General features: G+C 65.1%; 11 protein-coding genes. 6 read left to right on the forward strand and 5 right to left on the reverse strand.

Annotated elements, in window-relative coordinates; all coding sequences use genetic code 11:
• Positions 1–131 precede the first annotated feature (131 nt).
• Together ABWK72_RS03700 and ABWK72_RS03705 are read left to right on the forward strand one after the other, a co-directional pair.
• Positions 132–920: an SDR family oxidoreductase gene (locus ABWK72_RS03700; protein ID WP_367873439.1), complete on the forward strand. Its 789-nt coding sequence runs from the start codon at positions 132–134 to the stop codon at positions 918–920.
• A gap of 152 nt (positions 921–1,072) precedes the next feature.
• Entirely contained in the window at positions 1,073–6,733 is a 5,661-nt protein-coding gene (locus tag ABWK72_RS03705) for an FN3 associated domain-containing protein (protein ID WP_367873440.1), read from the forward strand.
• Between the two features lie 179 nt (positions 6,734–6,912).
• Here ABWK72_RS03705 and ABWK72_RS03710 read toward each other — a convergent pair whose 3' ends face one another.
• Together ABWK72_RS03710 and ABWK72_RS03715 are read right to left on the reverse strand one after the other, a co-directional pair.
• A complete protein-coding gene (locus ABWK72_RS03710) occupies positions 6,913–11,820 on the reverse strand; it encodes an autotransporter-associated beta strand repeat-containing protein (protein ID WP_367873441.1) in 4,908 nt (1,635 codons plus the stop codon).
• Between the two features lie 267 nt (positions 11,821–12,087).
• Positions 12,088–13,629: a LamG domain-containing protein gene (locus ABWK72_RS03715; protein WP_367873442.1), complete on the reverse strand. Its 1,542-nt coding sequence runs from the start codon at positions 13,627–13,629 to the stop codon at positions 12,088–12,090.
• 425 nt (positions 13,630–14,054) lie between these two features.
• Between ABWK72_RS03715 and ABWK72_RS03720 the strand changes: the two genes are divergently transcribed.
• Positions 14,055–14,705: a response regulator transcription factor gene (locus ABWK72_RS03720; protein ID WP_367873443.1), complete on the forward strand. Its 651-nt coding sequence runs from the start codon at positions 14,055–14,057 to the stop codon at positions 14,703–14,705.
• Complete coding sequence (locus tag ABWK72_RS03725; RefSeq protein WP_367873444.1) at positions 14,702–16,096, forward strand: sensor histidine kinase; 1,395 nt, start codon at positions 14,702–14,704, stop codon at positions 16,094–16,096. The genes ABWK72_RS03720 and ABWK72_RS03725 overlap by 4 nt, the downstream gene beginning before the upstream one ends.
• A gap of 1 nt (position 16,097) precedes the next feature.
• Here the strand turns inward: ABWK72_RS03725 and ABWK72_RS03730 are convergent, their stop codons facing one another.
• Together ABWK72_RS03730 and ABWK72_RS03735 are read right to left on the reverse strand one after the other, a co-directional pair.
• Positions 16,098–17,609 (reverse strand): hypothetical protein, encoded by a 1,512-nt coding sequence (locus tag ABWK72_RS03730; RefSeq protein WP_367873445.1) that lies wholly within the window; start codon positions 17,607–17,609, stop codon positions 16,098–16,100.
• A gap of 136 nt (positions 17,610–17,745) precedes the next feature.
• Positions 17,746–18,108 (reverse strand): arsenate reductase family protein, encoded by a 363-nt coding sequence (locus ABWK72_RS03735; RefSeq protein WP_367873446.1) that lies wholly within the window; start codon positions 18,106–18,108, stop codon positions 17,746–17,748.
• A gap of 48 nt (positions 18,109–18,156) precedes the next feature.
• Between ABWK72_RS03735 and ABWK72_RS03740 the strand changes: the two genes are divergently transcribed.
• Complete coding sequence (locus ABWK72_RS03740) at positions 18,157–18,621, forward strand: transcription elongation factor GreAB (RefSeq protein ID WP_367873447.1); 465 nt, start codon at positions 18,157–18,159, stop codon at positions 18,619–18,621.
• A gap of 226 nt (positions 18,622–18,847) precedes the next feature.
• On the opposite strand, the gene gpmI is transcribed toward ABWK72_RS03740, so the two are convergent.
• On the reverse strand, positions 18,848–20,389 hold the full coding sequence (gene gpmI, locus ABWK72_RS03745; RefSeq protein WP_367873448.1) for a 2,3-bisphosphoglycerate-independent phosphoglycerate mutase: 1,542 nt from the start codon (positions 20,387–20,389) through the stop codon (positions 18,848–18,850).
• A gap of 187 nt (positions 20,390–20,576) precedes the next feature.
• On the opposite strand from gpmI, the gene ABWK72_RS03750 reads away from it, so the two are divergent.
• On the forward strand, positions 20,577–22,481 hold the full coding sequence (locus tag ABWK72_RS03750; protein WP_367873449.1) for a potassium transporter Kup: 1,905 nt from the start codon (positions 20,577–20,579) through the stop codon (positions 22,479–22,481).
• Positions 22,482–22,513 lie beyond the last annotated feature (32 nt).

The following is a 22,513-nucleotide window of genomic DNA, read 5'->3' on the forward strand; positions in this document are numbered from 1 at the left end:
CGCTGATAGAGGTCCGACAGTGGGGAAACGGTTCTCCGCCACGCCCTCTTCACTGATTGCCGACGGTTGCGGATCCAGACCGACGCTCATTCCGCTTGCCCCGGCAAGGCGATCTGCGGAACCTCCGCGCGATGCAAACCGCCGCCTTTTTCAAAGACCTCTTCGGCCTCGAAGGACAAACTGCCGTGGTGATCGGCGGAACCGGGGAACTGTGCGGCTGCATGGCCCAAGGCCTTGCCCACGCCGGTGCGGAAGTGGTGCTGGTCGGCCGCATCCGTGAAAAGGCGGAGCGCAAGCTGGCGGAAATCGAGGAATTCGGCGGCAAGGGCTACTTCATGTCGGCGGACGTGACCTCCCGCGAGTCCCTGCAGGAACTGGTGAATGAAGTGGCCTCGCGTTCGGGACGGGTCGATATCCTGATCAACGGCGCGGGCATCAACGCCCCCACCCCTTTCCTCGAAATCGAGGAAGAGGAGTTCCAGCGGATCATCGATACCAACCTCACGGCGGTATTCCGGACCTGTCAGGTCTTCGGCAAGTATTTCATCAACGAGGGCATCGCCGCCTCAATCATCAATCTCGGCTCGATGTCCGGCCTGGTGCCGCTGTCCCGCGTTTTCACCTACTCCGCGAGCAAGGCCGCGGTGCACAATCTTTCGAAGAACCTCGCCCGCGAATGGGCGGAGTATTCGATCCGCGTGAACACCTTGGTTCCGGGCTTCTTCCCCGCCGAGCAGAACCGCAAGGTACTTGATGAAAGCCGCGTCCTCGACATCCTCCGCCAGACGCCGATGAGCCGCTTCGGCAGCCCGGACGACTTGATCGGCGCGACCCTGCTCCTCGCCTCGAACAAGGCGGGCGCATTCATCACCGGCAGCGAGATGATCGTGGATGGCGGGTTCAATGCGATGAAGATCTGAAGACCCCCGGGCCGGGTATTCCCCTCCTTCAGAGGCGCAAAAAACCCGAAGTTGTCCGACAGATTCCAGCTTGCGGTCCGGGTCAGGAGCGGCTTTGGTGGGAATGTGACATTGTCGTAACACGGCGTCACAAAACCCAACCCGAACCCTCGATGCCCTTCGCTTCCCGTCCGGCGGCCCTGCTGTCGGCGCTTCTTGCCGCCGTGGTGCTGCGCCCTGCCTCGGGCGCGGACCTGATGGTCGATTTCAATTCGACCAATCAGGAGGGCGGCCCGCATAACCAGAGCGGCTACCAGCCCTACAACGCCGGTCACGAGGTCAACGCGGATTTGGCGTCGGCGCGCCCTTACAGCGCTTTCGACACCACGGTTTCGCTACAGGTTACCTGGCCGGATACGACCAGCAACCGGGTCAAGCAGATGATCGACCGGGCTTCCGGGAACGATGCGATCTGGACCGGCCAGAAGATCGACCTGCTGACCGACTTCATCGGCATCGACACCCGCACCACCGAGGGCGGCCGGGGCAACTACAACGGGGTCACGGGATTGCCGACGCGGATGGTCTTCCGCCTCGCCGGTCTGCCGGCGGGCCCTTACAGCTACCGTTCCTATCACCACGATACGGAGAACTTGTTCACCGCCTTTGCCGTGGAAGTCTCGACCAATGGCGGCGGCAGCTACACCGCGATCCCCGGTCCCTTCCGGATGACGGATAGCAGCCCGGGCGGCACTCCGGCCTCTCCTCAAACCTACACGGGCAGCGGCAATCAGGACCCGGCCACCCTGCCCTCCACGGTGAATTTCGATCTGGTGGCGCAGGCCGGGCAGGATGTCTTGGTACGATATACCCCGTACTCGACCGCCGCCGGCACCCACCTCCAGCTTCTCGGGGTGAATGCCTTCGAGCTACGCGCGGTCTCCCCGCCCGACGGGCCCACCGATCTCCAGCTCTCGGGCGGTTCGGTCGCGCGCACTGCGGTGGAGGGCACCGTGGTCGGCAGCTTCTCGACCACCGACCCCACTCCCGGCGACAGCTTCACCTACACGCTGGCGGATGGTGCGGGAGGAGATAACAATGCCGACTTCGCGATTCAGGGAAATGCCTTGGTGGTGGAACGCCAGCTCGCTGAATACAACAATGGCGACTCGCTCTCGATCCGCATCCGGTCCACCGATGCCAACTCGGGCTGGGCCGAAAAGATCTTCGCACTCCAAGTCTACGACGACTCGGACGGTGACGGTCTCGACGACGGCTGGGAACTGCTGCATTTCGAGGATCTCGACGAGATCGCGACCGGCAATCCCGATGCCGACAACCTGGATAATTTGGAAGAACTCCAAGCCGGCACCGGTCCGCTGGATGCCGACAGCGACAACGACGACCTGAGCGACGGCCTGGAGGTCAAGGATCTCTTCACCAATCCCCTGAGCGCCTACACCGATGGCGACGGGCTAACCGATGGCGAGGAAGTGCTGGAGTACTTCACCGATCCCAAGCTCACCGACACGGACGAGGACGGCTACGACGACTCCTTCGAGATCTCGCAGGGCACCAACCCGAATAGCGGTGCCAGCCATCCCTCTTCCCCGCTGCCCCTGCGGATCAATGAAGTGGCCGCCAGCAATGGCACGGGCCTGAGCGACGGCAACGGAGCCGAGTCCGACTGGATCGAAATCTACAACCCGAACCCGCAGGCGGTGAACCTGCTCGGCTATCGCCTGACCGATAGCGCGCTTGATCCCGGCAGGTGGACCTTCCCTTCGATCAACCTCGCGGGGGGAGCTTATCTCGTGGTCTTCGCATCGGGCAATGGCGTGCCGGATGGACAAGGTCATTTCCACACGAACTTCTCCCTTTCGGCCGATGGCGAATACCTCGCGTTGAGCCGCCCGAACGGCACCATCGACGACCGCTTCACGCCCGGCTTCCCCGCGCAATTCACCGATATCTCGTACGGGCGCAATCCCGTCACGGGCGCACTACGCTTCTTCTCACCGCCGACTCCCGGCGCAGCCAATGGCAGCGGCTACGAGGGCGTGGTCGAGCCGCCGGTCTTCTCCGTAGGGCGCGGCTTTCACGATGCGCCCTTCGATGTCACGCTAAGCAGCTCCACCCCGCTGGCGCAGATCCGCTACACCACGGATGGTTCGAAGCCCACCGCCGCCACCGGCACATTCTACCCCGGCGGTAATATCGCGATGAGCACCACCGGCAAGTTGCGGGCGATCGCCTATCGCAGCGGCTGGCTGTCGCAACCGGTGCAGACTCACAGCTATGTTTTCGTCGATGACGTGGCGCATCAGCCGGCGAACCCGCCCGGCTGGCCCGCCAATTGGGGCTTCGACTCCGATGCGGGCGCGGTGGTGCCTTCCGACTACGAGATGGACCAGCGGGTCGTGAACAACACCGTTCCCGGTCACGGGATCCGGGATGCGCTGTTAGATATTCCCAGTGTCTCGATCAACATGCCGATGGCCGATTTCATCGAGCCGCCCGGCGGCATCTATGCCAGCCCGCGCAACCGGGTGGAGAAGGAATGCTCGATCGAGTATCTTCCGGTCGATGGCACGGAGGGCTTCCAAGCCGATTGCAAGGTGGAGATCCAAGGCAACGCCAGCCGCCGCCCGGCGCGCATGCAGAAGCACTCGCTGCGGCTGACCTTCAGCTCGACCATCGGCATTCCCAAGCTGGACTACCCGCTGTTCCCGAACTCGCCGGTCAACAAGTTCAACAAGCTCGTCCTGCGCGCCTGCTTCAGCGATAGCTGGGGCCTCGTCAGTTGGGATGCGCCGCGCTACCGCCCGAACGACGCGCAGTACATGCGCGATGTCTGGATGAAGCGCAGCTTCGGCGACATGGGCCAGCCGACCAGCTACGGCCGCTATGTCCACCTCTACGTGAATGGCCTCTACTTCGGCCTCCACGACTTGACCGAGCGACTGGAGGACGACTTCTACGCGGAGCATCTGGGCGGCGAGGCGGAAGACTGGGAAGTATTCGCCGACTTCGCCATCCCCGGACCGCGCTGGAACCAACTGATGGCGATCGCGAATGACAATGCGATCTCGACCCCGGCGGGCTATCAGGCGATCCTGCCCCATCTGGATGTGGCGAACTTCGCCGATTACATGATCCTCCACTTCTATGCCGATGCGGAGGACTGGCCCCACCACAACGGCTACGCTGCGGTCAATGCCGTGAGCGGGGATGGCAAGTTCCGCTTCACCGTCTGGGACCAGGAGATCGCCCTGAACAAGTTCTCGTGGAACCGCTACAATGCGAGCAGCGTCGTTCCCACTGCCGGGAACTTGTTCCAGCGCCTGCGGCTAAACCCCGCGTTCCGCCTGCTCTTCGCGGACCGGGTGAAGAAGCATATCCTCGATGGCGGCGCTCTCAGTGTTCCGGGCAGCACCAGCCGCTACCTGGAGATCGCCGCACAGATCGACAAGGCGATCGTCGCGGAGTCCGCCCGCTGGGGCGACACCGCGGAGAAGACGCCCTACGGCAATCTCGTCCAGCAGCCCTTCCCGCTGGATAACGTGGAGTCCGACCAATATCCGCCGGCACCGAACTACGGCCTGCCGGGCGGCGTCTATTTCACCCGCGAGGGTTCGTGGCTGGTCGAGCGCGACCACACGGTGAACTACCACATCCCGATCATCAACAGCACCACGGACAGCCGCGGGATCATCCAGGAACTGCGGGCGAACAGCCTTTATCCGGGACTCGATGCGCCGGTCTTCAGCCAGCATGGCGGGATCCTGCCGCCGGCCCAGACGCTGGCAATCACCGCGCCGCAAGGCGATATCCACTACACGACCAATGGCAGCGATCCGATCGACCCGGGCACTGGCAATCCGGCCGCAGGCAGCACCCTCTACAGCGCGCCCTTCACGCTGCCGGGTGCGATCACGGTGAAGGCCCGCGCCAGGCTCGGCAACGGGACCTGGAGCGCGCTGTTAGAGGCGGCCTTCCAGCCGGAGCTGCTGGTTTCCGAGTTCATTCCCGGCGGCACCGCGAGCTGGAATCTGGATGCCAATTGGACCAATCCGCCCTTCCCGGATGCGGCCGGTGCCCGTGCCCGGATCATGGCTCCCACCGGCGACCGGAATGTCGACCTGATCGGCGCGACGACCGTGGGCGAGCTGAGCTTCGAGCACGGCAACACCGCCTTCCGCAACCGGGTCCGGGCCGTGAACGCCGCCAATCCGCTGCACTTCCAAGCGACGGAGGGGAATGCCCTGCTTCGCGTGAACGGCAGCGGCACCGGTTGGGCGGAGTTCGAACTCGCTTCCGCCTGCGTGCTCGACTCGCAGCTCACCATCGAGGTGAACAACACCGTCGGGAACGAGGAATTCGGCGCGCTGCGCCTGCGGACGATCTGGAACGGCCCCGGCGGATTGACCAAGACCGGCCCCGGCCTGGCCTCTCTAACAGGCGAGGGCAAGCTCTACGAAGGCCCGACCGTAATCGGCCAGGGCGTGCTGGCGGTGAGCCAGCCCTCAACCATGACGGAGAGCGCCTCGGTCACCGTGAGCCCGGGCGGTCAATTGCGCTTGACCTCCGCGAGCACCTTGGAGGACCCGCGCATCCATACTTTCGGCGGCCCGCTGTCTCTGAACGGCAACGGCGTGGGCGAAGGCACCGGCACGGGCATACTCGGCGCTCTGCGCTATGACCCCGGCGATGGCGAGAACTACGCAGCGGTAACCAACGCCATCACCTTCCAAGGCCCGAGCGACCTGCATGTGGACGGCAGCGACAATCGCCTCGACCTGAGCGGTGTGCTCTCCGGCAGCTTCGGCTGGGTCAAGAGCGGCGACGGCTATCTCAAGCTTTCCGGCGATAGCCCCGCCTACACGGCCGCGATCCAAGTGGACACCGGCAAGCTCGAACTCGGCGGAAATCTCGGCAGCCCGGTGAACTTCGCCAGCGATACGATGCTCATCGGTCACGGCCGGACCGGTGCCTTGACCGGAAGCGGGAAGCTGCAGCTCGATCGCACCGTGCTGCACGCGGATTCGTTCGCGGGCCTGAATACGACCTTCGTCTTCTCGCGGACCGGCTCGCCCGATTTCGCGCAAGCGGCCAACGCGGGCAATGGCACCTTGGTCGCGGATGTGCTCGCCGGGGCACCCGCCAGCATGACGATCTATCTCGACGTGGCCTCGCTCCAACCCGGCGACCGTTTCCGCGGCGGGCTGCTCTTGCCTCCCGGCAGCGACTGGCAGACCGCGCTCGTCGATCCCCTGCCCCAGGTCTTCACGCCGGATGATGCGGGCGAGCACTTCTTCCTCGGCCGCATCTGGTCGCTGGTGGCGAATGCCCGCCTGACCCGCGTCCCCATCACCGTGGATCTCGGCGAGGGCAACATCAGCGCGGAGATCATGGAAGTCCGCCTCGATGGCGCGCCGACCCACTTCGCCACTTGGCAGGCCGGTGTATTCTCCCCTGAGGATGTCGGCATTCCGGCCATCTCCGGTGAGAACGCCATGCCCTTCGGCGATGGCATCCCGAATCTCGTCCGCTACGCCCTCGGTGCCGGCAGCGGACCGGTGGCCCTTCCCGAGTTCGCAAGAACCGGCGGCAGCGCCAGCTTCCGCTTCCGCTACGATCCCGCGCTCATCAACCTTGTCTATCAGGTCGAGGCGACCGCCGATCTAGGCGATTGGTCGAATCCCATCGTGCTCTTCAATTCCTCCCAATCCTCCCTCCAGCCCGCTCCCGACGGCTGGCTCACCGTCACCGATCCCTCGCCGCCCTTGGAACACCGCTTCTACCGGCTGCGGGTAGTCCGCCAGGCCCCATGAGGCCATCCTCAATTTTCCCGCGATCACGTCATGGGCAACCGGGGCAAAATCGGCCATGGTCATCTGCGTAAGGGATAGTAGCACAGCCCCCCAAAAAAGGGAAACGACCCTCGGACACTGGAACGGTTCCCCCCTCTAGTGTCCGGGGGTTCTTCTTTTCCGCAGGTGATTGGCACCGCTCAAGGCAGGATCACGATCCGGAAGAAGCAATGCTCCGCCTCTGCGGGCGGGCTGTCATCGAAGGTCAGTCCCGCGCCGGTCCCGGGAATCGCTTCGCCGATGTTCTCCCATGAATTTCCGGCGAGCGTGAGACTGCGCTGCAACTGGTAGCTGCGGCCCAAGGATGACGACGCAATGGACAGGTGCATCAGATCTCCATCCCGCACGAGGGTCGGGGCGAGCAGTTCCGCCGGGCCGAGCGGAGCCAGCGGCAGGGCGGATACCTCCCCGGAGTCGGGGCTTTCCGCTCCGGAGTAGAGCGCGGAGACGACGTAATAATAGCGCGTTCCGTTCATCAATCCGGTGTCCGCATGGCCGGGACCCGGCACGTTTGCAGCGATCACCGTATAGGGACCGCCAGCTTGGGTGGAGCGCTTGAGGTTGTAGCCGGTCGCATTTCCCGTAGGACTCCACGTCAATGATACTTGGCCCGCGCCCGCCACCGCCGCGAGGCCGGAAGGACTGGAAAGAGGACTCACGTTCAGCGAGAGCGTGCCGGCGGCGGCGTTCAGGGAGTAGCTGTGTCCGGGTGGCATCGCCCCGAGGCTGAAGCTACCGGCGCTAATCCCGGCCGCTCCGGTGATGAGCGGATAGGTGCCATCCCCGAATCCGGCGAGCGCGGCCGCGTTCACGATGACCGCGCCACCGGCAGGAGGGGTGTAGCTGCCGTTGAGGGCGAGCTTGTCGGAGAGGGTGCCGAGCTCGAAGTTGAGCTTGCAGCCGCTGCTCAGGCTGACCGCGCCGGACAGGGCCAGAGTTCCCGCGCCGTTGTTGCCGGGAGCAATCGTGCCATCGCTTTGCACAGTGACCGGCATGGATAGCGTGGAGGTCCCGGCCAAGGTGCCGCCGCTGCCGACAGTGAGCGCGCCGGTGCCGGTCATGCTGCCGGTGAAAGCGAGCGTGCCCTTGCTGATCATGGTGGTGCCGGTGTAGGTATTCGCGCCACTGAGGATCTGCGTGCCCGTGCCCGCTTTCGTGAAATTGCCCGCATGGCTCGCGTCATCGGCCAGCACTCCGGAGAAGCTGCCCGAGCCATTGTCCACGCCGAAGGTGAAGCTTTGGTAGCCGGGATGGCTGGATCCCGTGCCGATGCGGCCCGGGCCGCTCAACGCATCGACGCGCACGTTGGCCTCACCGCCTTGAAACCTCGCGCCCGGGGCGACGTTGAGATCCGCGAGATTTCCCGTCCACACGTCGTTGGCATTGGACCCGCCATAGATCGCGCCGCCCTGCACGTCGATGAGGCCGCCGCTGCCCATGGCAAAGGTCGCAGCCGATGCGCCCCAATACACGCCGCCCGCTCCGGTCTTGCGGAGCGTGCCGGTGCCGGAGAACGTGGATGAGCCCAACATGTCCCGATCGACCGAGGTCGAGTTCAGCTCCAGCAACGCGCCGGAGGCGATGGCGAAGGCGGAAGACCTGCTGGTGCCCCCGACCGCGACCGTGCCGCCGCTGATCGTGGTGGCACCGCTGTAGGTATTGTTGTTGGCGAGAGTAAGTGTGCCGGTGCCATGCTTGGTAATGGCCCCCGTGCCGCTAATGAGATTGGCAACCGTAACCGAATCGGAGCCGTTGAAGGTGAGATTGCCGTTGTTGATCACGCTCCCCTCAAGCAACCCGGTCACGCCGCCATTTCCAAGTTGGAGCGTGCCGGCGGAGATCGTCGTGCCGCCAGTGTAGGTTTGCGCGGTGGTGAAGGTGAGGGTGCCGTCACCGAGCTTGGTGACTGAGCCGCTGCCGCTGACGAGACCGGCGTAGGCAAAGGAATCCGAACGGTTGAACGCGAGCGTGCTATTGTTGATGACATTCCCGATGATAGAGCCGGTCGTGCCGTTGTTGCCGAGTTGGAGCGTGCCGGCGGCGATCGTCGTGCCGCCGGTGTAGGTGTTGGTGCCGGTGAGAGTCTGCCAGCCGTTTCCCGTTTTGGTGAAATGGCCGACCTGGCCGGCAACAGTGTCCGTATCTGCCAGGACACCGGCAAAGATGCCGGAGCCATTGCCGACCCCGAAGCTAAACGTGGTGTAGCCAGCCCCCGAAAGGCCGGAGTGGATGGCTCCCGAGCCGGTAAGTGCGTTCACTCGCACGTTGGCCTCCGCACCCCAGAAGCGCGCGTCCGCGGCGACGTTCAGATCGGAAAGATTGGCGCTCCAGACTTCATTGCCGTTGCTGCCGCCGATCAGCGTGCCGCCCTGCACGTCGATGAGAGAGCCGGACGCCATCTGGAAGGTGGTCGCCCCCTCGCCCCAGGAGACGGTGCCGGCTCCGCTCTTGACCAGGGTGCCGCCGCCGGAAACGACCGTGCCCGCGCCTTGGTCGCGGCTTCCGGAGCCGAGATTGAACTCGAGCACCGCGCCAGCGGCGATCGCATGGGAGGAAGACGCGTTGGTGCCCCCGACCACGACCGTGCCGCCGCTGATCGTGGTGGTACCGGTGTAGGGATTCGCGCCGGTCAGTGTGAGCGTGTCGTCGCCGAGTTTGGTCAGCGAGCCGGTGCCGCTGAGGCTGCCGTCATAAGAGAGAGCGCCGGAGCGGTTGAAAATCAGAGCGCCGTTATTGATGATGTTGCCGGTGATCGAGCCGGTGTTCTCACCGTTCCCGATTTGGAGGGTGCCGGCGGAGATTGTCGTGCCGCCGGTGTAGGTGTTGTCGCCGGTGAGGAGGAGCGTGCCGGGGCTGGTCTTGTTCACGCTGCCCACGTGGGCCCCGTCTTCGAGGGTGTCACGGATGGTTCCGGAAATGGTGAGGCGGGTCGCCGCCGCGACATCGATCTGCACGGTGCGGTCGGCATTTCCTCCGAGGCCATTTTGCGAGGTGATGCCAAATGGCGTGGCGATGGTGCCGGCATTCCCGCCGCCAGTCGCGGTGAGCAGGGGGCTGCCAATGCTCTCGAGCGTGAACATCCCGCCGCCGCTCACCGTGCCGCCGTTTTTCATGATGAGCCACGCGAAGCCATCGGTCTGGCCGTTGAAGTCGAACGTGCCACCGTCGACCGCGACGCGCGAGGTCCCGATCTGATGGCTCTGGAGCAGGCGAAGCGTGCCGCCGGCGTTGATCGTGGTATCGAGAATCCGGGAGGAGTCACCCGCGCCGGAGAGCGCCAGGACTCCGGCGTCAACCGAGGTGCCTCCCGTGGAGGAGTTGTTGCCCGTGAGCGTGAGCGTGCCGTCGCCGAGTTTGATGAGCGAGCCGATGCCGCTGACGCTGCCGTCGTAAGAGAGAGCGTCAAAGCGGTTGAAGATCAGGGCGGTGTCGTTGGTCACGTTCCCGGTAAAGGCGCCAGTGGTGCCGCCGTTACCGATGCTGACAGTGCCGGACATGATGTGGGTGTCGGATTTCGACGTGCCCAGGATCATCAAGGTGCCACCGCCGACTTTGCGCAACACCGAGCCGGAGACGCCGGCGATTTCTCCCCCGATCGTGCCGCCGTAGAAGGTCGAGTTCCCCGTGGGCAGAAAGATGCCGCTTCCCAGCCCCTGGCCGGCCGTCGCCTTGGTCACCAACGCTTTGGGGCCTCCAACGGGAGACAAGCCAGCCAGCCCTGCCGTCGCTGTGGAACCGCTTTCCGTGAGCGTCTGGATCTCGAGTGAGGCACCGTTCTCACTGCGCACGAAGATCGCGCCGCCCAGCGCCGCGCCGCCGCCGCCGCCCGCCGATCCATCGAGGCCGGATCCATCCGTGATATAGCTGACATATCCGCCCGACCCGCCATAGGCTCCGCCCGGTCCCACAGCTTGGTTCGCCGTCCCGCCACCTCCACCGCCAAAGCCACCAAAGCCACCCAGGCTGCCGGTTCTTTGGTCGGACATGTAAGCGCTGCCCGAGCCGCCACCACCGCCGAATCCGCCGGGGCCTGCGCGGGTGCTGAACTGGCCGCTGAACTGGCTGCCCTGACTGCCCACGCCACCACCACCCCCGAAATCACCGCCAGCACCGCCGGCGCCATTCGGCGGGGAGTCAAAATGGCTATAACCTCCGCATAGGGCGGCGCCACCGCCCCCGCCGTAAGTGCCACCCGCACCGCCGTTAGCGAGCGGGCCGTCGGGCCAATCGCCCGCCGCACCACCCCCACCGCCGCCGTCCGCTCCGGCCGTTCCGAAGTTGTTGCCGTGCCGTTCGGCGCCCGCGCCGCCGCCGGTTCCGGCCATAGGTGACCCGCCGTCCGTCGTGCCGCCGCCGCCTCCACCGTTTTCGCCGGTGCTGTCACCGCCGTTGCCGGAAATTCCGCCACCACCTCCTCCTCCCGGCCGATAGGGACCGGAAGAGATGGAATTACCGCCATTCCCTTGGTAACCGCCGCCACCACCTCCGCCATCATAACTGCCTCTGCCGCCGTTGCCCCCGAGGCCGCCGCCACCACCACCGCCAGCGGTCTCTCGGACGCCGTCGCGCGTGGAGCGGTTGCCGCCATTGCCGCCCCTCGCCGCATTGCCTGACAGGGTGACCCCCGCGATGGAAACCGCGCCTTTGTTCACAAAAATGGCCCCGCCCGCGCCTAGGCCGCCACCGCCCGAAATGCCGCCGTCGCCGCCTTTGGCGTAGCCATTCGCAATCGTGAGGTTCTGGAACTTCACCGCATCCGTGGCCGATGCCGTGGCGACGAAGAAGACGCGATGCTGATAGTTGCCGCTGATGGTGGTGCCCGCCCCGCCGTTAATCGTGACCGCCGTGGTGATCATCGGCAGCGCGCTGCTCAGGACGACGGGGCTCAAGCCCGCGATGAAAGTGATCGTGCTGCCCGGATTCGAGTTCGCCTGAGTGATCGCCCAGCGCAGCGTGCCGGTTTCGACCGTGTCCCCATGGTTGCTGACCGTGTAGGTCCCGGCGGACGATACGACCGGAAACGCGAGGACCAGAAGTGCCAGCGCCATGCTGAAACGACGGGTGTCGGGCCGCAAAGCTGGACCATACCGCGCCGGAAATCGCGTGAGGAGGGAGGCTGACATACCCCCTCTTTATAGATCCGAAAATGAATGGAAGATGAATGGCACCCACCACTTCAGGCTCTCCACCGAGTTCGCCGAACTGCTGCTAGGACCAGCTCGCCCCTCAACCGTCAGAACGCCGTCCGGCCGCGTGCCAGGGCGGCCCCGATTACGTTGGTTCATTTATAGGGTTCGTTCTCGGGCAGGGCGGCTTCAATCGTGCAAGTACAGCCACCACAAGCTGCGGAAGGAACTAAAGACAGAGCGTTCGATAGCGAGCGTGACGTTGCCTGAGAACGAACCTGCTCGCCTTCCCGGGGCGCCGGTTGGTTCGTCCTCGGGCAGGGCGGCTGCAATCGTGCAAATACAGGTACCACAGGCTTCCATTGCAGTTTGGCAGTCGTTATACATTGTAAGTGTGAGGGTGCTTTGTATGACCTGCGCCCTCAGGTCCACGGTAGTGGACCGTCCAGTCCGCTTGGAGCTTACGGTAAGCAGAAAATGGACTCCGGGCCCGTTTTGGGACGGAGTATTTGGCTGGGTGGCGTAGGAATTGCCAATCGCGCTCAGGACGGGCTTATGGTATCCAGTCATACCCTTGGCCGTATAATCACTATCGAGGCCCGGATACCTGATTATCCAATGGAATTTCATTGCCTCCGCACCTCCATCCACGTTGGCAGGATCGACAAAGGCGCTCGCGTCGATGCTGGATGACTGGCTTCCTACAAACCGGTTGGCATTGGCCGCGTTTAGGTCGGTGACATTTCTGGAACCAATGGCACCGGCACTGTTGACGATAATGAACTTCCCCGGTGGCAGATAGGGGTCCTGACTCCGCAGGTTCAGCCGGTAGAATTTCCGCCCCGCGAGCGCTTCGGTAAATGAATAGTTCTGCCCCACGGTGCCGACCCCGGAAACGGGAGCCCAGGGGATGGTCAGCAGATCGGTGGTCGCTTCCGGATGGTGGAGCCAGTGTTTCAGGGGAAACGAGCCGGTGGCGTGCGTGCCATCCAGGGTCAGGGCCAGGGCCAGCGGGGGTGTGTAGAGCAGGTCCTCCACGGCAAAGGCTCCGGTCGCGAAGATGAAGACCCGCAGCTTGTCGATCTGACCGCCGAAGAAATCGATCGGCCCGGTGGCCGCCGCGACGGTCATTTCCGACCCCGGCCCGGGTGCCGTCGGCGGGGTCGCCACAGCGGGCCCGGCCTGGACGCCGTTCACATAAAAGGTCGCCGTCCCGCCCGTCACCACGAAGGCCACGTGCGTCCAGGTCCCGGGTGCCACCGCGCCTCCTCCGAGGGTGGCCACGCCGCCGAACTCCGCCGCGAACTCCCCGTTCGCCTGCTGGATCAGCCCCCAGCCATTCACCCCCGGCGTCCCGCAATAAGTGATGACCTGTTTGCCCGCCGTGCCCGCGGGTTTCACCCAGGCCTCCACCCCGAAATCCGTCGTTAAGGTGTCCGGGCCGGGCGTGGCCGCCCGCTGTGTGGTGCCATTGAAAAGAACGGCGCGGTCGCTGAACTCATTGGCCGCCTCCCCCGTGTACAACGGGGAGCCGCTGGTGGTCAGGGTATTGGCCGAGGCGCTGTCCTTGATGGTGATCGCGATATCTCCCGGCTCGATCCCTGGATCGGCATCGCCGAAGTGAAAGTAGCGCACCGCCGTCACCGCGGCCTGAGTGGTCGCGGAGAAGGGCAGCAGCAGGCACAGCACGCCCAGCGAGCGGACGAGGTTGGTGAAAAGAGACGCTAGCATGCCCCCTCTCTATAGATCCGAAAATGAATGGAAGATGAAGGGCGTCCACGGTGACGATTCAAGCGGATGCGGCGGATAGCCGTCAGACGGTAGATCACCCCCAAGGGCCAAGGAATGGATCCAGCCGGCCGATTCGCTTCGCCCGGTTGCGTTTCGTCCCTCCACACCCCTTCAGGAACTTGGCGTCCTTCGCGTCTTGGCGGTTCCCTCTTCGCCTTTCCTGAAAACTGAACACCGAAACCTAGCAAACTCTCTGCCTTTCCACTGATCACTGATCACTGATCACTCGGCACTCTGTCTTTTTCCGCTACGGCTTCATCCCCCATTCATCTGCGCGAGCCTAGACAGGAACGATGACCGACCTTTCCACGGACAGCGCGGACGTGACATTGCCCGCCGCGTCTCTTATCCCCTCTCCGGCGGAAATGAGAATCCTCGTCATCGAAGATCAGCCGGACCTGCGCGCGGGCGTCGTCCACGCCCTGCGCAGGCAAGGCTACGCCGTGGATGCAGCAGCCGATGGCGCGGACGGCCTGCACCAGGCGCTGACCATCGACTATGACGCCATCGTGCTGGACGTGATGCTGCCGCAGCTCGACGGCTGGGCGGTGCTCGCCCTCTTGCGCGAAAGCAAAGCGATACCGGTGCTCATGCTCACGGCGCGCGACTCGACGGCGGACCGGGTGCGCGGGCTGGACGGCGGCGCGGACGATTATCTGGTCAAGCCCTTCGATGTGGCGGAACTCCAGGCGCGGCTGCGGGTGATGCTGCGGCGCGGCAAACGCGAGGCGCAGACCGTAATCCGGATCGGCCACGTCACCCTCGACACCGCCGCCCGCACCGTCGCCCTCGACGGAGCGGAGGTCACCCTGACGGCACGGGAGTATGCGGTGCTCGAATACCTCGCCCGCCATCGAGGGGTGGTGGTGACCCGCACGACGCTCTACGATCACTTGGGCGACGAAAGCGACGACACCATGTCCAACGTCATGGACGTGCACATCTATCAGCTCAGGAAGAAACTGGGTGCCGGATTCATCACCACGCGGCGTGGCCACGGCTACGTGCTGGCATGATCCGCTGGCCGCGATTTTTCCGCTCGCTGCGCTGGCGCGTCCAGCTTTGGCACGGCGTGCTGCTGGCCATGGTGCTCGGCGCGCTGGCCGCGCGGGAATGGAACGTGCGGGTGGATCTGCTGAAGCGGGACTTGGACAACGACATTTACCGGGCCGCATTTTTGATCGACGCGGCGATGCATGGCCGGGGTGACCCCACGCCGGCGGCCACCTCACTCCCCCCCGGGGCAGCCGCCCTGCTGCCGGAGCAACGCGCGCGCGGCATGTATTACGCGATCTGGCGCAACGGCGAGCCGCTGCCCTACGAGGTATCGGAAAACGCCCCGGCCGACCTTTTCAAACCCGGCACCGACCACGAAGGCATGCTGCCGACGCGGCCCGACCTGCGGGCGTGGTTCATCAATTCCGTGCCCGGCGACTATGTGGTGGCGGGACGCTCGCTCGAACGCGACGCCGCGGGCTGGCGGTGGCTGGGCCTGAAAATCGCGGGCGTGGCCGCGGCCATCTGGGCCGCGGTGATGCTGGCCGGCTGGTGGCTCGTGGGCAGGGAACTGCGCCCGATGCAAGCCATCGAGGAAGCGGCGGGAAAAATCGCCGATGGAGATCTGGCACGACGCATTCAGACGCGGGAAACGGAAAGCGAACTCGGAGCGCTGGCAGCGGTGCTGAACGAAACCTTCGCTCGGCTGGAAGGCTCGTTTGCCCAGCAGGCGCGGTTCACCGCGGATGCCGCGCACGAGCTGCGCACGCCGGTCTCCGTGATCCTTACCCACGCCCAGAACGCCCTCGCCGGCGACGGGCTGGACGCGGACTCGCGCGAGGCGATCGAGGCCTGTGAACGGGCCGCGCAATCGATGCGGCGCATGATCGGATCCCTGCTCCAGCTCGCCCGGCTCGATGCGGGCCAGGAGCCCCCGCCCCGGGACTTCATCGATCTGGCAGCGGTGGCGGCGGAGGCCGTTGCACTCCTGCGCCCGGTGGCGGCCGGGCGCAAGGTGACGGTAACCACGGATTTCCAATCGGTAGAAGTACGCGGCGACGCGGGCGCACTCGGACAGGTGATCACGAACCTGGTTGGCAACGCGATCCACCACGGCCGCGAGGGCGGCTCGGTGAGAGTCAGCGTGGCGGCGGAAAACGCTCCCGATGGCGGCACGCACGCCGTGTGGATCGAAGTGGCGGACGATGGTCCTGGCATCCCGGCCGACCACGTCGCGCGCATCTTCGACCGCTTCTATCGCGTGGACACCGCGCGCACCGGAACCGCCGGGCGCATCGGACTCGGCCTCGCGATCTCCAAGGCAATCGTCGAGGCCCACCACGGCACGATCACCGTGGAGAGCGGCGACGGAAAGGGTGCAGCGTTTTCAGTGCACCTGCCGCTGACCTAGCTCAGGTCAGCGCCGCGCGGCTCCGCGCCACCAAGGGGCTGTCCGCGCAGGACGAGCCCTTCAGCCAATGCGTGCTGGCCGCCAGGAAGCGGTTGCGGTAGGCGGGCGAGAGCGCCTTGTAGTCCTCGATGATGGCGCTGCTGAACTTGTAGTCATGGGAGTCCGTGCCCTTGAGATAGATCAAGCGCTGGGCGGCATCCGTGAACTGCTTGGGATCCCCGCCGGCATCGAGGAAGTCGAGCGCACGGCGGGCGGCGCTCAGCTTGTCGGAAGCCAGACCGGCGAAGATCTCGTCCACGGCGGCGACCCCTTTGGACTCGCCCGGCAGGGCCTCGAAGGTATCGATCTCGACCCCGCCCTCCACGCCGGCATCGGCACGGAACAGGGTCAGGAAGGAGGCATTCTGAAGCATCAGGAAGCGCCGCGTCTCGTCGTCGGATGCGTGGAGGAAGGCGTAGTGGAGGGCATTCGTGGTCGTGCAGGCGTGCAGCGCGATGATCCCCGGCGCGCGCATCAACAGTTCGGCGGCGTGCTGGAACATCGCATCCCACACCGGCTGTGGACTGCTGCCCGCATTGATCAGCGCGACCACCTTCGCGGAGGCCTCGTCCCATGACCCGGAGCGCAGGACGGCGAGCAATTCCGCCACGCTGGAGGGCTTGTTCTCCCCACCGTTCCAAGTCATGCGGAGCTCCTTGAGCCGCTCCTGGTTCTTGCGCCCCGGACGGTCGGCGAGGGCATCGCGCTCCGCCGGATTCGCGCCGTCGAAAGCGAGCAGCGCGTAGGACAGCGAGCGCAGCACCGGCTCCGCATGCTGCCAGCCGATGGTCTGGAGCAGCCGCCAACTGTTCGAAACGTAGATCGCCTTGTGGCCGATGTCGCGGTAGTCGCGCGCACCGTAGCGGCAGAAAAGGTCGAAGGCCGCTTGCGAACCCGCGCCACGAGCCAGGCTGGCCGCCGCGGTGTCCGCGCAGCCGACATCCCACGCGTCCATCCCTTTGCGGAAACAGCCCACCGCGCGGTCGGTGGGCGGCACGGAAGGCTCGAAGACCGCTTCCATGGTCCAGTCGCCCTCTTTCTTGTCGCGCTCCTGGGATGACTTGAATTGATCCAGCGCCCAGAAAACCGGCAGCCAACGGTCGCCGTCCGGCGAGTTCAGGCTCGCCAGATGGGCCGAATTGACGACCAGCACCGCATGGAATTTGAAGCCCACCGGCCTTGGCTGGATATTGCGGATCCCGGCGAGCAAAAGCGCGGCGAGGACCTCGTTGTGGGTCGTGCCCTTGCGGATGCGGTCGGCCACTTCCTCCAAAAGCCGCTCGCGCGGAGTGTCTTCCAGCAGGCGGACCAGCGGCTCGATCTCGGGACGGAAGCTGACCATCGAGGGATTCATCTGCGCCTCCGCCGCGGAAACCGAGGGCAGCCGCGATAAAAACTCAAGCCCCCCCGCTCCAAGCAAGGCCCCCTGCGTGGCAGTGGCCAGGAACCCCCGCCGTGTAAAATCCGATCTCATTTGCGGCACTCCAACCCGAGGTAGAAGATGAGCACGCTATTCCCGCGGCGCAAGGAGATGCAGCGGCAGAATGACGAATGACCCGGTCAATCTCTCTTCATCACACTTCATTCGACATTCGGGAATTCGACATTCGTCATTTGCCTTTCCCCAGCTTCTCTTCCCATTCCGCCTCCTTGAATCCCGCCAGCACCACGCCATCCCCGATCACGAAGGGCCGCTTCACCAGATTCCCGTTCCCCGTCAGCAGGTCCACCGCCTCGCGGGTCGTCATGCTTGGCAGCTTGTCCTTGAGCTTCAGCTCCCGGTAGTCGCTGCCGGCGGTGTTGAAGAGCGGTCGGAGGTCTCCCTTGAAGGCGTCCACCGCCACCAGGATCTCCTCCGCGGTAGGCGGGGTCTCGCGGATCGCCTTCACCTCGTGCGGCACGCCGCGGTTCTGGAGCCACTTGAGCGCCTTCTGGCAGGTATCGCAGCCCTTGTATGCGTAGACGGTGAGCATTTCTCCAACCTTGCCTCCCCCGCCCTGCCGCGCAAGGCTTCGCGCCCGATGAATCCGAAGGACCGCCTGCTCGCTGTCATCCGTGCCGAACTCCGCGCGCGCTTCGACCGCCTAACCCGCGCCGCCCGCGATGCCCATGCCGCGGCCACCGACCCTGGCAGCAAGGCGGAGAGCAAATACGACACGCGCAGCCTGGAAGCCTCCTACCTGGCGGCCGGCCAAGCCCGCCATGTCGAGGAACTCGCGCAGGATCTGGAGACTTTCGAGAAGCTCTCGCTCCCGGAATTCGGCATGGAAGACGAGATCGACGCTGGGGCCTTGGTGGAAGTCGATCTACGCGGGGAAAGCGCCTGGTATCTCCTCGTGCCCGCGGCCGGCGGCGTGGCGGTCGAATGGGAAGGCCGCGAGGTCACCCTGCTCACCCCCGCCAGCGCCCTCTACCAGACCCTCACGGGAATGCGGACCGGCGACAGCGCGGATGAGCCACCGGTCTTCGTGAGCGAGGTGATGTAGGTCGTCCGATCCGTCCTACCGCCTTAGGGGGATGAGACGGATCGGACAGGCAGGGAGGAAAGGGAAACGATTCTTACTCTCCTCCCCTTCCGGTCACCACAGCGCGATGCCCATTCTCCCGGCGGGCTGCCGGGAACAGTTCGGCCGCACAGAGGACTGTGCGGACCACCTTTTTGTCCGATCCGTCTCACTCCCCTAAGGGTGTCGGACGGATCGGACAGCCCGGCTACTTCTTCTTGAGCAGCGAAGTCCCCGTCATCTCCTTCGGCTTCGGCAGGCCCATCATCTCCAGGAGGGTCGGCGCGACGTCTGCCAGGATGCCGTCCTTCACGGTGAACTTCGCGGAGTCGGCGGCGACGTAGATCAGGTGCACCAGATTCGTGGTGTGCGCGGTGTTCGGCGAGCCGTCGGGGTTGATCATGTATTCGCAGTTCCCGTGGTCCGCGGTGAGGAGCAGCTTGCCGCCGAGGCGCAGGGTCTCGGTCACGACGGCCTCGCAGCAGGCATCGATCTTCTCGCAGGCCTTCATGGCGGCCTCCACCACGCCGGTGTGGCCGACCATGTCCGGGTTGGCGAAGTTGATGATGACCAGGTTGTAGTCCTTCAGCTTGGCCAGCACCATGGCGGTCACCTCATCCGCGCTCATCTCCGGCTTGAGGTCGTAGGTGGCCACGTCCTTCGGCGATTGCACGATCCCGCGGTCCTCGCCCTTGTTCGGCTTCTCGATCCCGCCGTTGAAGAAGTAGGTGACGTGCGGATACTTCTCGGTCTCGGCGATGCGGAGCTGCGTCTTCTTGGCCTTCGCCGCGGTTTCGCCGAGTCCCATCTTGAGGGTCTGCGGGCGGAAGATCACCTCGCAGTTGTAGTTCTTGTCGTATTCCGTGAGGGTCACGTAGGTGACCTTCGGACGGCGGCCGGCTTTGAAGTGCGTGAAGGCTCCCTCGGTCAGGAAGGTCTCGGAAAGCTGGCGCACCCGGTCGGCGCGGAAGTTGAAGAACAGCACCACGTCGCCATCGCGGATCAGCTTTTTGCCGGGCGTCATGAAGACCATGGGCAGCAGGAATTCATCCGTCTTGCCCTCCTCGTATTTCTCCGCGACCGCCTCGGAGGGCAGCACGTCCTTGGCCTCGCCGATGCCGTGGACGATCGCGTCCCAGGCCAGCTTGGTGCGGTCCCAGCGCTTGTCGCGGTCCATCGCGTAGTAGCGCCCGGTGATCGTGGCGATGCGCGCGCCATACTTGGCGATCTCGTCCTCGACCTTCGAGACATACTGCACCCCGCCGGTCGGCGAGGTGTCGCGGCCATCGGTGATCGCGTGGACGAGGATGTCATCCACCCCCGCCGCCTTGGCCATCGCGACCATCGCGATCAGGTGGTCCTGGTGGGAGTGCACGCCGCCATCCGAGAGCAGGCCGATGAAGTGGAGGCGCTTGCCCTTGGCGGTCGCGAGGGCCTTCTTGAAGACCTTGTTGGTGGCCAGGGTGCCTTCCTCGATCGCCTTGTTGATCCGCGTGAGATCCTGATAGACCACCCGCCCGGCACCGAGATTGAGGTGGCCGACCTCGGAGTTCCCCATCTGCCCGGGAGGCAGGCCGACATCCAGGCCGGAGGCGCTGACGAGGCCCTTCGGATACTGCTCCAGCATCACGTCGTGGTAGGGCGTCTTGGCCAGAAGGGTGGCATTGCCGTCCTTCCTGGCGGTTTCCTTTCCCCCGGGGTTCACACCCCAGCCGTCGCGAATGATAAGCACCACCGGTTTCTTGGCCATGACGGGCCGCGTTTAACGGTCCCGGAGGCCAGCGTCCAGCGGGGATTCCGCGGCAGGGAAAGTGCGCCCCGACTTGGGGTCTCCATTGGGATATCAAGCCTAATCTGCAATTCCGCGGTAGGGCTTTTCGCTGGTCAGGGGAGGCGCGGGGTGATTGGAAAGCGGGGCGGACGATCCGTCCGCGACGATGAACAGTCCTTCCGACGGCCATGCAGGCCGCCAACCCGGCATTGCCGCCGCCACGCTGGCGGCCCTCGGAATCGTTTTCGGCGACATCGGCACCAGCCCGCTCTACGCCTTCCGCGAGTGCTTTGCGCAGCACGGGTCGAGCCCCACTCCCCTGACCCAGTTGAACTTGGTCGGGGCTGCCTCGCTGATCGTGTGGTCGCTGATCCTGGTGGTCTCGGTCAAATATGTCCTGATGATCCTGAGGCTGGATAATCGCGGCGAGGGCGGGATTCTCGCGCTTTCCGCGCTGATCCGCTCGGGGGCGCGGCGGCTGGGCGGCAAGGATCCCAAGGCGGTCCTGATTCTCGGGCTGGCCGGCTCCTCGCTGATCTATGCAGACGGCATGATCACGCCCTCGATTTCAGTGCTTTCCGCCGTGGAAGGTCTTTCGGTCAGTGCGCCGACACTGGCGCACTACGTCGTCCCGCTGGCGGTGATCATCCTGATCGGGATGTTCGCCATCCAGCGCCATGGGACCGGACGGGTGGGCATTCTTTTCGGCCCGATCGTGCTGCTGTGGTTCTTCACGCTGGGGGCACTGGGGCTACGCGGAATCATCGCCCACCCGGAGGTTCTCATGGCCCTCACTCCTTCCTCCGGCATCACCTTCCTGGTGCGGGAGTGGCAGCATGCCTTCCCGCTGCTGGCCGCCGTCTTCCTTTCCGTCACGGGGGGTGAGGCCCTCTATGCGGACTTGGGCCACTTCGGCACCCGGCCGATCCGGGTCGGCTGGTTCTCCTTGGTGCTACCCGGGCTGGTGCTGAACTACCTCGGCCAGGCAGCGCTTCTCAGCTACGAGCCTGAAGCCCTGCACGCGCCCTTCTTCTTGCTCGCGCCGGAAGCCCTGCGTTTCCCGCTGACCATCCTCGCCACTGCCGCTGCGGCGATCGCCAGCCAGGCGCTGATTTCCGGGGCGTTCTCGCTGACCACCCAGGCGGTGCAACTCGGCTGTCTGCCGCGGGTCAAGATCCGCTATACCTCCGAGCATTCCGCCGGGCAGGTCTATGTGCCCGCCGTCAACCGCTTCCTGATGGTCGCCTGCATCGTGCTGGTGATCACCTTCAAGAGTTCCGCCGCCCTCGCCGGCGCTTACGGCATCGCCATCATCCTGACGATGACGATCACGTCCTTCCTCTTCTACTCGGCGGCCCGGACGGCGTGGGGTTGGTCGACGGCGAAGGCCGGCAGCGTCACCGCAGTGTTCCTCTTGTTCGAGCTGCCCTTCCTCGCAGCGAATTCGCTCAAAATCCTGCACGGCGGCTGGCTGCCCCTGGTCGTGGCGGGTGCCGCGATGGGCCTGATGATGACCTGGCTCTGGGGCCGCGCCCGGCTCTACAAGCGCCTCTCCCGCGAGGCGCTGCCGGTGGCGGCACTGCTGGCGGACCTCAAGCGCGGCTCGATCCACCGCGTCCACGGCACCGCGGTTTACATGAGCGGCCGCGGCGACACCGTACCCACCGCGCTGCTCCACAATCTCAAGCACAACCAGGTGCTCCACGAGAAGGTCGTGCTGCTCCACGTCCACACCCTCGATCAGCCGCGTGTCGACCGCACGGAACCCGCCGAGCATTTCGACCTCGGCGAGGGCGTCCACCGCGTGACCCTCAATTTCGGCTTCGCGGACACGCCCGACGTGCCGGATGCCTTGAAGAACCGGCTGGGCGATGCCGTGAAATTCAATCCTGGCAAGGCGACCTATTTCCTCGGTCGCGAGACCTACGGTGTGGGCAAGAATGCCAGTGCGCTGGATCGTATCCGGCTCGCCCTTTTCGCGATCATGGCGCGGAACGCCTCGCCGGCCACGGCTTACTTCAGGCTGCCTCCGGGGCGGGTGGTGGAGCTGGGGGCACAGATCACGCTGTAATGACGAATGTCGAATTCCCGAATTCCGAATGG

Source organism: Luteolibacter sp. Populi, from assembly GCF_040801775.1.
Lineage (GTDB): Bacteria > Verrucomicrobiota > Verrucomicrobiia > Verrucomicrobiales > Akkermansiaceae > Haloferula.

What these genes read in the sequence shown, in the direction of transcription:
- ABWK72_RS03720 (WP_367873443.1), top strand. Translation starts at nt 14,055, where the DNA reads ATGAGAATCCTCGTCATCGAAGATCAGCCGGACCTGCGCGCGGGCGTC.
- ABWK72_RS03705 (WP_367873440.1), top strand. Translation starts at nt 1,073, where the DNA reads ATGCCCTTCGCTTCCCGTCCGGCGGCCCTGCTGTCGGCGCTTCTTGCC.
- ABWK72_RS03725 (WP_367873444.1), top strand. Translation starts at nt 14,702, where the DNA reads ATGATCCGCTGGCCGCGATTTTTCCGCTCGCTGCGCTGGCGCGTCCAG.
- ABWK72_RS03750 (WP_367873449.1), top strand. Translation starts at nt 20,577, where the DNA reads ATGAACAGTCCTTCCGACGGCCATGCAGGCCGCCAACCCGGCATTGCC.
- ABWK72_RS03735 (WP_367873446.1), bottom strand. Translation starts at nt 18,108, where the DNA reads ATGCTCACCGTCTACGCATACAAGGGCTGCGATACCTGCCAGAAGGCG.
- ABWK72_RS03700 (WP_367873439.1), top strand. Translation starts at nt 132, where the DNA reads ATGCAAACCGCCGCCTTTTTCAAAGACCTCTTCGGCCTCGAAGGACAA.
- ABWK72_RS03730 (WP_367873445.1), bottom strand. Translation starts at nt 17,609, where the DNA reads ATGAGATCGGATTTTACACGGCGGGGGTTCCTGGCCACTGCCACGCAG.
- ABWK72_RS03715 (WP_367873442.1), bottom strand. Translation starts at nt 13,629, where the DNA reads ATGCTAGCGTCTCTTTTCACCAACCTCGTCCGCTCGCTGGGCGTGCTG.
- ABWK72_RS03740 (WP_367873447.1), top strand. Translation starts at nt 18,157, where the DNA reads ATGAATCCGAAGGACCGCCTGCTCGCTGTCATCCGTGCCGAACTCCGC.
- ABWK72_RS03710 (WP_367873441.1), bottom strand. Translation starts at nt 11,820, where the DNA reads ATGGCGCTGGCACTTCTGGTCCTCGCGTTTCCGGTCGTATCGTCCGCC.
- gpmI (WP_367873448.1), bottom strand. Translation starts at nt 20,389, where the DNA reads ATGGCCAAGAAACCGGTGGTGCTTATCATTCGCGACGGCTGGGGTGTG.